At 39.3% G+C, this 14,124-nt stretch carries 14 protein-coding genes and 1 riboswitch; of the genes, 2 read left to right on the forward strand and 12 right to left on the reverse strand.

The features are described 5' to 3' along the window. Positions 1-72: 72 nt before the first annotated feature. The 3 genes from MHB45_RS11440 to MHB45_RS11450 all read right to left on the reverse strand — a co-directional run bounded on the left by MHB45_RS11440 (position 73) and on the right by MHB45_RS11450 (position 1,941). Complete coding sequence (locus tag MHB45_RS11440; protein WP_034307218.1) at positions 73-336, reverse strand: metal-sensitive transcriptional regulator; 264 nt, start codon at positions 334-336, stop codon at positions 73-75. 167 nt (positions 337-503) lie between these two features. Further along, positions 504-947, reverse strand: coding sequence for a CoxG family protein (locus tag MHB45_RS11445; RefSeq protein ID WP_048679821.1), 444 nt, complete (start codon positions 945-947; stop codon positions 504-506). A 463-nt stretch (positions 948-1,410) separates the two neighbouring features. Continuing rightward, the gene (locus tag MHB45_RS11450; RefSeq protein ID WP_237766644.1) at positions 1,411-1,941 is read right to left on the reverse strand and encodes a DUF4309 domain-containing protein; all 531 of its coding nucleotides are present in this window, start codon (positions 1,939-1,941) and stop codon (positions 1,411-1,413) included. Positions 1,942-2,426: 485 nt separating this feature from the next. Here MHB45_RS11450 and glpT point away from each other — a divergent pair, with 485 nt between their 5' ends. Next, positions 2,427-3,788 carry a glycerol-3-phosphate transporter gene (gene glpT / locus MHB45_RS11455; RefSeq protein ID WP_034307225.1) on the forward strand — a complete coding sequence of 454 codons (1,362 nt, stop codon included), beginning with the start codon at positions 2,427-2,429 and terminating at the stop codon, positions 3,786-3,788. Positions 3,789-4,065: 277 nt separating this feature from the next. On the opposite strand, the gene aspA is transcribed toward glpT, so the two are convergent. Beyond that, positions 4,066-5,496 (reverse strand): aspartate ammonia-lyase, encoded by a 1,431-nt coding sequence (gene aspA, locus MHB45_RS11460; protein ID WP_340907878.1) that lies wholly within the window; start codon positions 5,494-5,496, stop codon positions 4,066-4,068. Positions 5,497-5,519: 23 nt separating this feature from the next. Further along, complete coding sequence (locus tag MHB45_RS11465) at positions 5,520-6,509, reverse strand: asparaginase (protein WP_072273799.1); 990 nt, start codon at positions 6,507-6,509, stop codon at positions 5,520-5,522. A gap of 227 nt (positions 6,510-6,736) precedes the next feature. Here MHB45_RS11465 and MHB45_RS11470 point away from each other — a divergent pair, with 227 nt between their 5' ends. Further along, positions 6,737-7,111 carry a helix-turn-helix domain-containing protein gene (locus MHB45_RS11470; protein ID WP_072273068.1) on the forward strand — a complete coding sequence of 125 codons (375 nt, stop codon included), beginning with the start codon at positions 6,737-6,739 and terminating at the stop codon, positions 7,109-7,111. A gap of 467 nt (positions 7,112-7,578) precedes the next feature. On the opposite strand, the gene MHB45_RS11475 is transcribed toward MHB45_RS11470, so the two are convergent. The 7 genes from MHB45_RS11475 to MHB45_RS11505 all read right to left on the reverse strand — a co-directional run bounded on the left by MHB45_RS11475 (position 7,579) and on the right by MHB45_RS11505 (position 13,945). Beyond that, positions 7,579-7,746, reverse strand: a complete 168-nt coding sequence (locus MHB45_RS11475; protein ID WP_162878727.1) for a hypothetical protein — start codon at positions 7,744-7,746, stop codon at positions 7,579-7,581. A gap of 297 nt (positions 7,747-8,043) precedes the next feature. Further along, positions 8,044-9,006, reverse strand: a complete 963-nt coding sequence (gene mmuM / locus MHB45_RS11480) for a homocysteine S-methyltransferase (protein WP_048679832.1) — start codon at positions 9,004-9,006, stop codon at positions 8,044-8,046. Continuing rightward, a complete protein-coding gene (gene mmuP / locus MHB45_RS11485) occupies positions 8,996-10,390 on the reverse strand; it encodes an S-methylmethionine permease (RefSeq protein WP_072273069.1) in 1,395 nt (464 codons plus the stop codon). Before mmuP ends, mmuM begins: the two co-directional genes overlap by 11 nt. A gap of 83 nt (positions 10,391-10,473) precedes the next feature. Further along, positions 10,474-10,576: riboswitch (SAM riboswitch) on the reverse strand. 184 nt (positions 10,577-10,760) lie between these two features. Next, positions 10,761-11,369 carry a flavin reductase family protein gene (locus tag MHB45_RS11490; protein WP_048679840.1) on the reverse strand — a complete coding sequence of 203 codons (609 nt, stop codon included), beginning with the start codon at positions 11,367-11,369 and terminating at the stop codon, positions 10,761-10,763. An 18-nt stretch (positions 11,370-11,387) separates the two neighbouring features. Further along, positions 11,388-11,996 carry an alpha/beta hydrolase gene (locus MHB45_RS11495; RefSeq protein ID WP_048679844.1) on the reverse strand — a complete coding sequence of 203 codons (609 nt, stop codon included), beginning with the start codon at positions 11,994-11,996 and terminating at the stop codon, positions 11,388-11,390. Then, positions 11,996-12,943 carry a ring-cleaving dioxygenase gene (locus tag MHB45_RS11500; protein WP_048679847.1) on the reverse strand — a complete coding sequence of 316 codons (948 nt, stop codon included), beginning with the start codon at positions 12,941-12,943 and terminating at the stop codon, positions 11,996-11,998. Before MHB45_RS11500 ends, MHB45_RS11495 begins: the two co-directional genes overlap by 1 nt. 24 nt (positions 12,944-12,967) lie before the next feature. After that, complete coding sequence (locus tag MHB45_RS11505) at positions 12,968-13,945, reverse strand: ring-cleaving dioxygenase (protein ID WP_260088871.1); 978 nt, start codon at positions 13,943-13,945, stop codon at positions 12,968-12,970. Positions 13,946-14,124 lie beyond the last annotated feature (179 nt).

A 14,124-nucleotide genomic window follows, 5' to 3' on the forward strand; every position in this document is an offset into this window, starting at 1 on the left:
AATTTCTCAGATTGGCCAGGCTGTCTAATAATATTTGTCTTAAAAATCCCTATTTAACAATAATATAATTGCTTACCGGCTTTTCACTAATAAATTCACAGCTTCTTTCACTAGCTCTTCGGGATTCTTTTCTCCGGATTCATTAGCCTCCCGGACGCATTCAACAAGATTGGAACTTACTATTACCCCAATTGTCCGATCGATTGCAGATCTGGTTGCAGATAACTGAGTAACTACATCCCTGCAATCTTTATTATCCTCCATCATTTTCAAAATCCCACGAAGCTGTCCTTCAATTCGCTTCACTCTATTTTTAACCTGCTTATCGTATTCCATGTGAGGCCTCCTACCCTGCCTATTACTTATGAATCCTATCCAGACATCCATCATAAAACCTTTTCAGTCGAAATGAAGGTTTGATAAAAATCTTACAATTTATAATACATACCACTTAGGTATAATTGTCAAGTGCCAATATCCAATGAAACTCCGATATGTAATTCCTATTTTTGTACAAGAAGACTTTGTGCAACTGCCTCAGAAAACTCGATCGTCGTTTGGGGAACGTAGGTTTTTAACAAAGCATTGACGATAGGTGCTTTAGCGCCTTTTGCCGTAATCGCCAGGCAGCCAGTCATTTTAGTCTGTCCAATTCCGCACTCTTCCGCTAAAAAATAGCCATGCCCATCAAATTTTTCATTTAATCCCTTAAGCTTAAATGTTACCTTATCGGGTTCAATCCATTCCAATATATTCACTTCCAGTTTAATTTTCTTCTTCATTAATCCCAAATCGCTTTTAAACTCCCAAATAAGTGTCCGCTCATTTATCATCTCATGATTGATATATCCTGGGACTAGAGGTGCCCAACGATCTATGCTACTTACAAAACCCCATACCGTTTTTTTGGAAACAGGTAATATGATACTATGCACACCTTCTGACAAAGCAGTTCCCCCTTAATCATTCTATTTACATCTTTGTAATGTATGGCTGAACAATATTGAATAGAACGGTAAGATTAGATTCTTGAACAAAATTCTCCCTGTGTAAGAAACCATATAAAGATAATAACAGCAAAGAATCGCCCCAGTAAAAAAGGGACGATCGTTTTTTATTGCTGGGCCTCAGACTTTAGACAAACTCGATACAAATATAGAAGCCTACATTTTTTTGAGGGAGTGTAAAATATAAGCGTTGATTTCCACTCCAGGCACTCGCTTTCCGCGGGAGGTCCGGGAGCCTCCGTTCCAATCAAACTTTGCTTAAAATTCAGATGCAAACCCTTTGGTCTACAAACTCAGACCCAGCTTAATCACTGGGTCTTTTTTTTATGCAAAGATCATTCTTCCGTATCTTTTTCAGTTTCTTCATTTTCTACAATTAAAGAAGGTTCAGGATCAGAATAACTTAATAATCTGGTGCGAATTCAACCGTATACATATTCAATCTTGGATTTGGGTCAATCCAGGCGCTTTCAAACACGAAGACCACTTTATAATTTGCGTAATCGGTATAAGTGACATAGTACATCCCTTCTTGCTCCACTTCACTTAACGGTTCACCAATCAATTCCTTCAACATGGATAAATGAATGGTTTGCAATTGCGGATCAAAATCATCAATGGCGGTAATCGTCTTTCTACCTGTTGAACCGTCATAGAGGAATCGGACATTCCGGCTCCAATAATTGGCTGCAACAGTACTTAGATCTTCCGGTGCCCCCCAGGCTTTTTCCACTTTCTTCAGCGAATCACCTACAGAAAATGGTCCACTGCTAATGGATTGTTGTGATTCGTATGCTAAACCCATAATCTTCCGAATCAAAAGGTCTGGTGTGGATTGCGATGATATTGGATCTGTTGAAGCATAAGCAGCCTGCACACTAAACATGAGTAATGCAAGCATTAGAAATGTAACGCTTCGGATAAAACGATTCACTTGTTTCAAAATATCCTCCCTTTCCATATGGAAATGACTGATTACATTATTTTAACAATCTAAAAAAAGATGAAAAATTGCGCATGTCATTCCATTGGTTTTTACCATTACCATTAATATTCATTGGAACATTGGACACATACCACTCGTTAAGAAAAAATTTTCAAATGAAATATTAACCGATTAAGCCATTTCAAGTGAGCCGCATTTTATCCTGATCTAAAACCGATGCCAAAAAGGACTCAGTCAGTAACTTGAAGTCAATGGTTCCTTCTTTGTCCGAATGGGCACAAAAAAATGTTGACAGCGTTTTCTTATGAAGATAGTATAATTATTACAAGTTAACGATGGTGGAGATTTGGAGACTCATGCTTTAATGGGACCTTTTAACAAAAAGGTTACTATTTTGGTATGGGTTTTTTTATGTGTCATCATCATTACTTTATTTAATTAGGTTCAAAAATATCATATTAAGGAGGAATTGGATGCTCAAATTATTTAAGCCAGCTCTACCAGTTGAAAGATTACCGGAAGGAAAAATAGATTCTGAATATAAGAAACTCAGATTACAAGTTTTCATCGGTATCTTCATTGGATATGCAGCGTATTATTTAATTCGTAAAAACTTTTCCATGGCAATGCCATATTTAAAGGAGGAAGGCTATACAACTGGAGAGCTAGGACTTGCATTATCAGCTATCTCGATTTCATATGGGATAAGTAAGTTTGTAATGGGAACTGTGTCAGACCGAAGTAACGCGAGGTATTTCTTGCCAGTAGGTTTGATACTTGCTGGAATCGTCAGCTTACTTATGGGACTTGTGCCATTTTTCACATCATCGGTTACAATCATGTTTATCATGTTATTCATTAATGGGTGGTTTCAAGGAATGGGCTGGCCTCCATCAGGGAGAGTCCTTGTTCACTGGTTCAGTGTAAGTGAAAGAGGAGGGAAAACGGCAATATGGAATGTTGCCCACAATGTGGGTGGTGGCTTAATGGCACCATTGGCCATTGCAGGTGTCTCCATCTTTGCAACATTAATGGGTTCTTCATATGCAGGTTATGAAGGAATTTTTATACTACCTGCTCTAGTTGCCATATTAATAGCAATCATATCATTTATCTTAATACGTGATACACCACAATCAGTTGGATTGCCGCCGATTGAAGAGTATCGTAATGATTTTCCTAATAAAATGAAAAAAACGTTTGAAACAGAACTGACAACAAAAGAGATATTATTTAAATATGTATTAAATAACAAATGGGTCTGGGCGATTGCGATTGCAAACATCTTTGTATATTTCGTCCGTTATGGGGTACTTGATTGGGCACCAACCTATTTAAGCGAAGAAAAGGGCTTCAACATGGACGAGTCCAGTACGGCTTATTTCTTATACGAATGGGCAGGTATTCCGGGTACTTTATTATGCGGCTATATCTCTGATAAAGTTTTTAAAGGCCGTCGGGGGCCTGCTGGCGTTGTCTTCATGCTAGGAGTATTAATCGCAGTCCTTGTTTATTGGTTTAACCCTGCAGGCAACCCAATGATTGATATTATATCCCTAATTGCGATTGGATTCTTAATTTATGGACCAGTAATGTTAATAGGCCTGCAAGCACTTGATTTAGTTCCCAAAAAAGCTGCAGGCACTGCAGCAGGACTGACTGGCTTATTTGGATATCTAGGTGGATCTGTGGCGGCTAATGCCATTATGGGATATGTAGTTGACTTTTCAGGCTGGAATGCTGGCTTTACATTAATTACGATTTCTTGTGTATTGGCAGTAGTGGTCTTTGCATGTACTTGGAATGTTCGAGGACAGGAAGTAGTAAAGGGCTAATACAGGCATATTATTGAGCTCAAGTTTCCCCATCCCCCTGGATATATTCTAAGGGGGATGGGTTTTCTATTATTAGTTAAACCCATCCATGATTAGATTGACGCCTTACATTAACTGAATATTCAGTTATATATGGCAAAAAGCAGTTGACGGACGTGTTTGACATACCTTATTGAAATGCATATAAAAAATGACTATGCCTTTATACCAACGGTCCTAAAGGCATAGTCATTATATCAAAAATCATATAGATTCATGTTTTCTACCAAAATACTGGTTATTGCCGATCAAAAAGAGAAGCTCCCGCTATTCCGGGTTTAGTCATCTCATAAGGATTTAGAATCAGATCCAATTCTTCTTCTGTCAACACATCATATTGTAAACAAAGTTCGCGAACTGACTTCCCTTTCAATATCGCTTCTCGGGCAATACGTGAAACCACTTCGTACCCAAGGTGCGGATTGACTGCAGTAATCACACCGACACTTTGTTCGACATAATCCTTTAAATGCTGCTCATTAGCCTCAATGCCTTCCAAACAATAATCTGTAAAGACATTGAAAGCATTGTTCATAATGCTGATTGATTGCAACAAATTGAATACAAGCACTGGCTCCATTACGTTCAACTCTAGTTGTCCCGCTTCTGATGCTAAGCAAATCGTATTATCGTTCCCGATCACTTGGAAAGCGACTTGATTAATTAATTCTGGCATGACTGGATTTACTTTACCTGGCATGATGGATGAACCTGGTTGACGGGCTGGAAGTGTGATTTCTCCTAATCCAGCTCTCGGTCCTGAAGCCATCAAACGTAAATCATTTGCAATTTTAGACATATTCATCATACATACTTTCAATGAAGCTGAAACCTCAGTGTATGCATCCGTATTTTGGGTTGCATCTACTAAATGTTCTGCTCCTACAAGCGGCAAGTTACTGATTTCAGCTAAATATGTAACAACGTTTTCAATGTAACGAGGATCTGCGTTCAATCCCGTTCCCACTGCTGTTGCTCCCATATTCACTTCATATAAATGTTGACGTGATTGACTTATTCTTTTTATATCCCGATCTAAAACGCGACTGTAAGCCTCGAATTCTTGACCAAGGCGAATCGGCACTGCGTCCTGTAGATGTGTGCGTCCCATTTTGATAACATGATCAAATTGTTTTGCTTTTTTCTTTAAAACCGTACTCATCTTGGTCATTGTTTGTAACAATTGCTCCAAAAGACGCAGTGTTGATAAATGAATGGCAGTTGGGAATACGTCATTGGTTGATTGAGACATGTTAACATGGCTATTTGGGCTAACATGTACATAATCACCTTTATTGTGGTCCATAAGTTCTAACGCACGGTTGGCAACGATTTCATTAATATTCATATTCATCGATGTCCCCGCACCGCCTTGAATTGGGTCAACGATGAAATATTCATGCCACTTTCCATCGATCACTTCTTCAGAAGCTTTGACGATAGCGCTTCCAATACCATCATATAACCGTTTGGTATCCATATTCGCTAAAGCGGCCGCTTTTTTAATCATGGCCAGTGCACGAATCATTTCTTCATTGACTTTGTAACCGGTAATCGGAAAATTTTCCACTGCGCGTAAAGTTTGTATTCCATAATAAACATCTGCTGGAATTTCCTTTTCCCCAAGAAAGTCTTTCTCGATTCGGTATGTTTTCTCTTCTATCAACATTTCCTCTTGCCCCTTTGTTTGTTCTAGAATGTAATGTCCTCTGCAATCGGTGTTTCCATCATTTCCTTCACTTTTTTAGGATCCTGCGTCTTGGCTAATATCCACATCAACTTAGGAACGATGGCCTCTGTATTCATATTCCTGGAACGAATGATGATATTCTTGTTCACTTTTCGTCCCACTTCGTAAATATCCATATCTTCCCCTTCTTCTAAGCACTGGGTAGTAATGACTACGGATATTCCACATTGTACTAACTCATTCAATTTCTCTAAAATGTTTCTTCCTTGAAATGGAATACCACCGCTTCCATAACTTTCAATTACGATTCCCCGACATTGATTTTTCAGAAAATCAAAGAATTCAGGCTTAATACCGGGATGCAGCTTGACCAAAGCAACATCAGTACATAGGGAAGCATCCAACTTAGCTTCCTTATTCTTTGGTGAATGAACTGGCTTTAGATACTCAATTTTATCTTTGAATATGGTAGCAATATAAGGATAGTTAATACTTTCAAACGAATCATAGCTTTTCGTTCTCAATTTAATGGCCCTCGTACCCTGAATGACTCTGCCATCAAAAACAACATATACTCCTCCAATATCTTCACAAGCAAACCGGATCGCATCAGAGATATTCCTTTTGGCATCTGTCTTTTTAAAGGCAATCGGGACCTGAGAACCAGTAATGACGATTGGTTTCCCTAAATCTTGTAACATATATGAGAGCGCAGCAGAAGTGTAAGCCATTGTATCTGTTCCATGGGTAATCACAAAGCCATCGTAATCATGGTAGTGCTTATGGATGGATTGTGCCATTTCTGTCCAATCTTCCGGCTGCATATTTGTACTATCAATATTCATCAAAGGCTTACTATCAATCTGACATAGTAAATCCAATCCCGGTAGGTGGCCTAAAATTTCGTCAGCTTTCATTTCTGGAACAAGTCCATTTTTTCCTTCTAACGATGCAATTGTACCACCTGTAGTAAGCAACATCAACTTCTTCATTTTTGATTTTAACTTTTCCAATATACTACCCCCTAATAAGCCTCCCTGTTTCACTATCATTCTAATCATCTCAGAAAAGGATGTTTCCTGTAAATGTTCATGTTACGCGTACAACACATGTTATTATAGTCATGTTTCATAATGAAATCAAGCGAAAGTTATTCATTACGCGTACACTTTTTACAATATGATGTTATAATGGATTATATAAAAGGAGAGTAATATTAATGATTTTAAATAGATTGACTACATTAAGAAAGGCCAAAAGATGGTCTTTGCAATATACCGCTGACAGACTCGGAATCGCCAAGAGTACCTATGCCGGTTATGAATCGGGCCACCGCCGCCCTTCATTAGAAACGATTAATTTATTGGCAGGCTTATATGATACCTCAACTGATTACATTCTGGGTCGAGTAGATTATCCATCTAAGGATCTGGATAATGAGTCACCTCAAGTCATGGAATTAACGGATTTACCAGATATGGAGCTTGCTGTAGATGGAATTTCTCTTTCTGAAGAGGAAACGATTCAATTTATCGCTTTTATTAGAGCTAAACGGGAAGTGGAAATAAATCGCGATAAACAAAATGAAACATAGCAGGCATTGAGTTTAAACTGGCATTTGGTTATACTGCCTGGCATGTTCATTATAACTGTATACCGCGGCTTTCATCAATTAGGATAGGTCGGTTCTCCCATTTTGAAGTTGCATGGAATTATATCTGTGTTTAGAAATTTAAATTTTATTAATTATTATATAGAAGAAAGTCGGTTTTTCAAAAAATCATCCATCTTCATGTTTCTGTTGTCCTCTTTAAACTTATTCATTTTCCATCAAGGGAAGATTGATTTAAGTTTTATCTCTAATTTTCCCTCTTTATCTATTTGAAATGATAGAAAAAACATGGCAAAGATCATGGTTTCCCCCGGTGAATTAATCAAAAAAAAGAAGCAACATGAAGTGAGAGTTATGTCTTATTTCATGTGCTTCTATTATTGGAATCCTTAAAGAAATGGAAAATTGCTCAATAAAATGTCTCAACAGATATGCTGCATCTCCATATCTTAAGGCATCTCATCTTCTTTTTCCCGATTCTTGAAAGCTTCATGTGTGACAATATCTTCAATCTGTTCATACTGGCGGCTGTGTTCCTTCTCTTCACTAATTCTATTATTGGGTAAATTTCCTGGATGTCCTTTTTCTTTGTGATTAAAATTTTTACCACGACTCATATCGCATTCTCTCCTTTCCATTCATTGTTTGTATAGTTTTCCCAAGCACGAAAAAAATATGATTTAATTTCTCTTTTTACAGTTTTTGCAGCAGGGTTGGTTTACCTGTAATTCCCAGACGATCTTGCGTGACTTATTTCTGAAGTGCCAAGAAATTAATAATTCAAACCCTTCAAATTACTCGAATCTGAATAAAAGCTCAAAAAGAACAGGAACCGCCAGATTCCTGTTCTTTTTGTTTATAGGTTTCCCGACTACTTGCATATTTAATAAAAACATTTTTGATAACAAAAAAGGCTAGGAGAACGTTACCACGGAAGGTCGCCACTTTCTTGAAATGCCCGCAATATGATGAGGAGCGGTTCTGCAACATCCTCCAATTATATTTGCCCCCGCATGGTGCCAATCTTCAGATTTCACATCGAGCCTATTACATGATTCTGGACCATGCCATGTTTTAGTTTCTGGATTATAGGTTTCACCGGAATTCGGATAGACGATAATTGGTTTATGCGTGTTTGCACGCAACACCTGTACGGCTTCCGTGATAACTGATACAGGCGCACAGTTGATGCCAATTGCGGCAATTTGCTCACTCTCCCCAAACAATCTGGTACACTCCTCCAGCAATGTGCCGTCACTTATCGCTTTTTCATTTTTCAAAGAAAAGGATAGCCAAGCATAGACTTCTGGATATTCTTTCAATAATGAATGTAGTACTTTTGCTTCTTGCAGGGAAGGAATCGTTTCAAATGCTAAGATGTCAGCTCCTGCTTCAATCAAAGCTGATATTCTTGAGCGATGAAATGCCGCCAAAGTTTCATCTGAAACACCATAATTCCCAACATACTCTGAACCATCTGCAAGATAAGCCCCATAAGGTCCAACTGATGCAGCAACCAATGGCTTAGGTCTAATCGTTTGATATTCTTCCTTCCAAAATTCATCTCTTGCTTTTCTTGCAAGTAAAACCGTTTTCCTGATTAGATCCAATGCCTCTTTTTCTTGTATTCCGCGGAGGGCGAAACCTTCAACCGTTGCTTGATAGCTTGCCGTTATCGCACAGTCAGCACCCGCTCGAAAGTAGTCAGAGTGCACCTGGTAAATCAATTCTGGATTTTCAAGTAATACACGTGCAGACCACAGGGGATCGTCCAAATCACACCCATGACTTTCAAGCTCTGTAGCTAAAGCCCCGTCCAAAATCATGACTGAATGACCTCGTAAAATTACTTCAATTGGGTTAATTTTATTCTTCATTGTCTACTCCTCTTTTCTTTATGGTTTGTGTCAGATAATAACTTCCATAGCTAAACAAAATAAACGGAATGCCACAATATAATGCAATTCTTTGTGTAGGATCAAATGCAATTCCTATGCAAGAAGCAAGACATAGCATAAATGAAACGATTGGTACGAATGGATATAATGGTGTATGATAAGCCAAATCATTAACTGAGTTTCCTTCGTTTATATATCGTCTGCGAAATAGAAACTGTGACGCGCTAATACTCATCCAAACTATAACCACGGCTAGTCCAGAAATGGATACAAGCACTATATATACAGTATCCGGCGCAATAATACTCGAGAAAAGTGCTAAAACACCGCCCAGCATACTGAAAAGGACAGCATTCAAGGGAACACCCCGTTTTGTCAATTTTGCAAATATTGGTGAAATAGTTTTCTTATCTGCAAGTGACCAAAGCATCCTGGATGAGGCATATAGTCCTGAGTTTGCAGCAGACAAAATGGCAGTTAATATAACAAAGTTCATAATATCCGCTGCATATGGCACTCCAATTCGTTCTAGAACGGCAACAAAGGGGCTCTCTAATACGCTTGCATCCGAAACAGGCAATAATGCGGATAAAACAACGATGGTACCTACAAAAAAGATAATCAATCTCCATAATGTCATACGGATTGCCTTTGGAATCGTTTTTTCCGGATTCACAGTTTCTCCAGCTGCAACTCCGATCAATTCAGTTCCAGAAAATGCAAAATTCACAGCGAGCATCGTCATTAGAATGGCAAAAGCACCATTTGGAAATAAACCTGCACTTGTAACATTGGAAAATAACGGAGCTGATTGTGCGTTAATCATTGGAATAAAACCTATCATTGCCGCAGCTCCCAGAATAATGAATATTACAATAGCAAATACCTTTATGGACGCAAACCAGAATTCGGATTCAGCGAAAAACTTAACGGTCCACGCATTTAATGCCAAGACCAAAATGGCAAATAGAGCACTCCATATCCAGACACTGATTGATGGAAACCATCGCTGCATCAACAATCCTGCAGCCGTGAATTCCGAACCTAGTGCAACAGTCCAGGTTAGCCAATACAACCAGGCTACTGTATACCCTGTCCCTGGTCCGATGTATTTGGCTGCGTAACTATGAAACGCACCTGTCTCGGGCATATGCACTGACAGTTCACCTAGACATAGCATGACTAGATAAACAACTAATGCACCAATCAGATACGAAAGGATGGTTCCGAACGGACCAGCCTGTTGAATCGTATAACCCGAACTTAAGAATAAACCAGTTCCAATCACCCCGCCAAGCGATAGCATTATTATATGCCGTGCTTGCATTTGCCTTTGAAAATCATACTTCCTTTTGTTCTCCATTCTAACTCTCCTTAATCTTGCATCCAGAAAAAACGAAAACGCACTCTAAAAAAGAGTGCGTTACTGACAAATAAACACGTACGGTCTTATCTATCAAGGTTTCACCCCCTGGAATTAGCACAGTGTCTTTGTAGACCTGTTGCTGAGGTTTCATAGGGCCAGTCCCTCCACCTCTCTGGATAAGAAATTATTTTTTTATAACTTTATCAATCTATGAAAAAATTGTCAAGTTTTGTTTCGGAATGTAAAGACTTCCTTTTAAATGCTAACGATCATGGCTGGGGTATTAATATTAAATTGTTTTTGGAACAAGCGCTAAGCGTATTATAATGGCAAATAAAACTAACCGGGGTCATGTTGGTCTTTTTCCTTAAGGACGTTCTATTTCAAATAATTCCCCTAGTTTTGTATAAGTATGACCGGCTAATCTCGCTACAGGTTTTAGCCCATTCGGGTCAATACGGCCATTATGATAAATATCTTGCTCTATATGATAACAGACTATTTTCCCTATCAGTAAATCACAACCAGGTTTATTCTTGGAACCTGCCAATGGAATCGATTGCTCTAATGTACATTCGAACCGCACCTTCGCTTCTTCCAATCCTGGTACGGATACCTTATCACTAACAGCCATCGTGAAATTAGTAAGACCCAATTCACTTTCTTCAGATGGGAGTTCCTTGGCCGTTCGATTTGCATCAGCAACATTATTTTCGTCAGTGATATGAACAACGAACTCACCTGTTTGAATTGCATTTCGGGCTGTATCCTTTGAAACTCCTTCTTTCCGTTGAACAGAAATGGAAATCATCGGAGGATTTGAACTGACTATGTTAAAAAAGCTGAACGGCGCTATATTGATTGTACCGGTGTCGGATTGTGTCGTAACCAGCGCTATAGGTCTCGGTATAATGCTTCCAGTCAAAAACTTATAATTATCCCGTTCAGCCAAATTTTCAGGATTAACAGAAATCATCTTCATTCCCTCTCATTCTTATAAAAAGTTCTTTTGAAACCATAAACCTGCTGCATCAACCTCTGAACGTGTCAACTGATGACCGTAATTTTCCCACTGAACTTCAACTGTAGCGCCAGCTTGCTGTAAAAGTTGATTAAGTTCATCAGTTTCTTCTGCCGGGCAAATCGGATCGTTTTTACCTGCAGCTATAAATACAGGTATATCTGAAAGGGACGGCAAAGCGATCCCTCGTCTTGGAACCATTGGATGATGAAGAATCGCTCCTTGTAATGCCCCCTCGTAATGGAACAGCAAACTTGCCGCTATATTTGCACCATTGGAATAACCTAATGCCACCACTCTGTCACGGTCGAAGTCATATTTTCCGGACGCTGATTCCAAGAAGTCATAAAGCTCCTTCGTTCGGAAAATCAAATCCTCTTCATCAAAAACCCCTTCAGCTAACCGTCGGAAATAACGGGGCATTCCATTTTCAAGTACATTTCCCCGTACGCTCAGTACGGACGAACCCGGTGAAACCATTTCGGATAATGGCAAGAGATCTGTTTCCGTTCCTCCAGTGCCATGTAAAAGCAGTAGTAACGGAGCTTCTGGATTACTTCCTTTTTGAAAAATATGTTTCATCATTTATCCTCCTCTAGTACTCTCGGCACTGCCGGCAGTAACGTTTTTTCCATAACTTCCCGCTTTTCTTCCAACCATGGCGGCAGCATTAATTTACTGCCCATCGTTTCCTTCGTTTCATCATGAGCAAAGCCAGGTGGATCTGTGGCAACTTCAAAGAGTATGCCTCCATCTTCCCTGAAATAAATGGCATCGAAGTATTGTCGGTCTGTAAAGGGTGTCACACCATAGCCATGGTTACCGATATGCTCCCTCCATTCTTTATGATCTTCATTATCGCTCGCACGCCATGCAATGTGATGGACAGTTCCCACTCCGATTTTACCGTTTGGTAAAACCGTTTTTTTAACATCAATTAAATTTCCGATATCCGATGTGGATTTGAAGCGGATGAAATCGCCCTCTTCCCCAATCTTTTGCAGGCCCATCACTTCCTCTAATAGTTCCATCGTTTTGATCGGTTTTGACGTCAATAATACTGCACCGCCGAATCCCTTGACCGCCTTATCAGCTGGTACACCGCCGAATGACCACTCGCTATTTTTACCTTCTTTACGCTCAACCAGTTCAAGTTGCAAACCATGTGGGTCTTTGAATTCAAGATATTCCTCACCGAAACGTGAAACCTTTTCAAAGTCTATATTAAATTTACCCAAACGCTTTTCCCAGAAGCCCATTGAACCCTCCGGAACGGCATATGTTGTAATCCCCACTTGTCCGGAGCCAATTGTCCCTCGGTATGCCTCAGGCCAAGGAAAGAAAGTGATGATTGTGCCCGGTGAACCGGATTCATCCCCGAAATATAAATGATAGGTACCTGGATCATCAAAATTAACGGTTTTCTTCACCATACGCATTCCCATTACTCCAGCATAAAAATCCACATTCTCTTGAGGATTGCCTACAATTGCGGTTATATGATGTATCCCTGCATTTTGTTTTTGCATGCCGATTACTTCCTTTCCCATTGTTTAATTAGTTGATTTTGTATTAAGTGGTTTTAAATTCGATTCAATATCCTTTCTTTTCGATTCCAAAAAAGGTGGCAGGGCAAGGTTCTCACCTAGATGCTGCTCAGCTTCATCCACTTCAAAACCAGGTCCATCAGTAGCTAGTTCAAATAATATGCCATTCGGCTCCCTAAAATAGAGTGAACGGAAATAAAAGCGGTCCACATATCCCGAGTTCACGAATTTCGATTCACTAATTTTTTCTACCCATTTTCTCAATTCTTCTTCATCATCCACCCGGAAGGCAACATGGTGTACTCCCCCCCTCCCCAGCCTTTCACGAGGTATTTCATTCCTTTCTTCAATATGGAGTTCCGCTCCTGTTCCTCCTTCACCTGTCTCGTAAACGACTATCGGATTTTGCCCCCTGATTGCGGATGGGTATGTGCCTGATTTCCTGAACCCCAATACCTCGTGAAGAACACTTTCTGTTTGTTCAATATTGGGTACTGTAAGTTTTACTGGTCCTAATCCAAGGATGGAAAACTCTTGCGGTACTGGGCTTCCATCCCACGGAAATCCTCCTTGAACGCCGTTATTATCCTGATCGGAAACCAGAAGAAGCCTCTGCCCTTCAGGATCTTTAAAAGAAAGTACCTTTCTTTCAAAACGGCTCGATATTTCATCGTGTTCAACATTGAATTCCACAAACCGTTTTTTCCAATATTCTAGCGCCTCATCATCCTTCACCCTTAAAGAAATTTCTGAAATGCTATTGTTTCCCTCATGAGTGCGGGCAGCATTTGGAATTTCAAAAAACGTCAATTCCGTACCCGGTGAACCAATTTGATCTCCATAAAATAAGTGATACACACGAACATCATCTTGATTCACCGTTTTTTTGATTAATCGCATCCCTAAGACTTTTGTGTAGAATTCAAAGTTATTTCCCGCTTTTGCTGTAATCGCCGAAACATGATGTAATCCTTTTAATTCCATCCGTACCACTCCTATCTTTATAAATCTCCCCTTACGGAGATGAATTAATCCGCTAATAATATCTCGAATTCGAGGTATTTAACCTAACATAATACTTTTAATGCAAATATCTTGATTTAAAGATAAACCACAGGGATAAAATTGTCAACCATTTTCATTCAAATAATTTCAACGGATTC

The organism is Peribacillus sp. FSL K6-5616, assembly GCF_038008245.1.
Lineage (GTDB): Bacteria > Bacillota > Bacilli > Bacillales > DSM-1321 > Peribacillus > Peribacillus frigoritolerans.

What these genes read in the sequence shown, in the direction of transcription:
- MHB45_RS11440 (WP_034307218.1), bottom strand. Translation starts at nt 336, where the DNA reads ATGGAATACGATAAGCAGGTTAAAAATAGAGTGAAGCGAATTGAAGGA.
- aspA (WP_340907878.1), bottom strand. Translation starts at nt 5,496, where the DNA reads ATGTTGATAGAAGAGAAAACATACCGAATCGAGAAAGACTTTCTTGGG.
- MHB45_RS11500 (WP_048679847.1), bottom strand. Translation starts at nt 12,943, where the DNA reads ATGCAAAAACAAAATGCAGGGATACATCATATAACCGCAATTGTAGGC.
- mmuM (WP_048679832.1), bottom strand. Translation starts at nt 9,006, where the DNA reads ATGAAGAATAAAATTAACCCAATTGAAGTAATTTTACGAGGTCATTCA.
- mmuP (WP_072273069.1), bottom strand. Translation starts at nt 10,390, where the DNA reads ATGGAGAACAAAAGGAAGTATGATTTTCAAAGGCAAATGCAAGCACGG.
- MHB45_RS11475 (WP_162878727.1), bottom strand. Translation starts at nt 7,746, where the DNA reads ATGAGTCGTGGTAAAAATTTTAATCACAAAGAAAAAGGACATCCAGGA.
- MHB45_RS11465 (WP_072273799.1), bottom strand. Translation starts at nt 6,509, where the DNA reads ATGAAGAAGTTGATGTTGCTTACTACAGGTGGTACAATTGCATCGTTA.
- glpT (WP_034307225.1), top strand. Translation starts at nt 2,427, where the DNA reads ATGCTCAAATTATTTAAGCCAGCTCTACCAGTTGAAAGATTACCGGAA.
- MHB45_RS11495 (WP_048679844.1), bottom strand. Translation starts at nt 11,996, where the DNA reads ATGAAACATATTTTTCAAAAAGGAAGTAATCCAGAAGCTCCGTTACTA.
- MHB45_RS11505 (WP_260088871.1), bottom strand. Translation starts at nt 13,945, where the DNA reads ATGGAATTAAAAGGATTACATCATGTTTCGGCGATTACAGCAAAAGCG.
- MHB45_RS11470 (WP_072273068.1), top strand. Translation starts at nt 6,737, where the DNA reads ATGATTTTAAATAGATTGACTACATTAAGAAAGGCCAAAAGATGGTCT.
- MHB45_RS11490 (WP_048679840.1), bottom strand. Translation starts at nt 11,369, where the DNA reads ATGATTTCTGTTAATCCTGAAAATTTGGCTGAACGGGATAATTATAAG.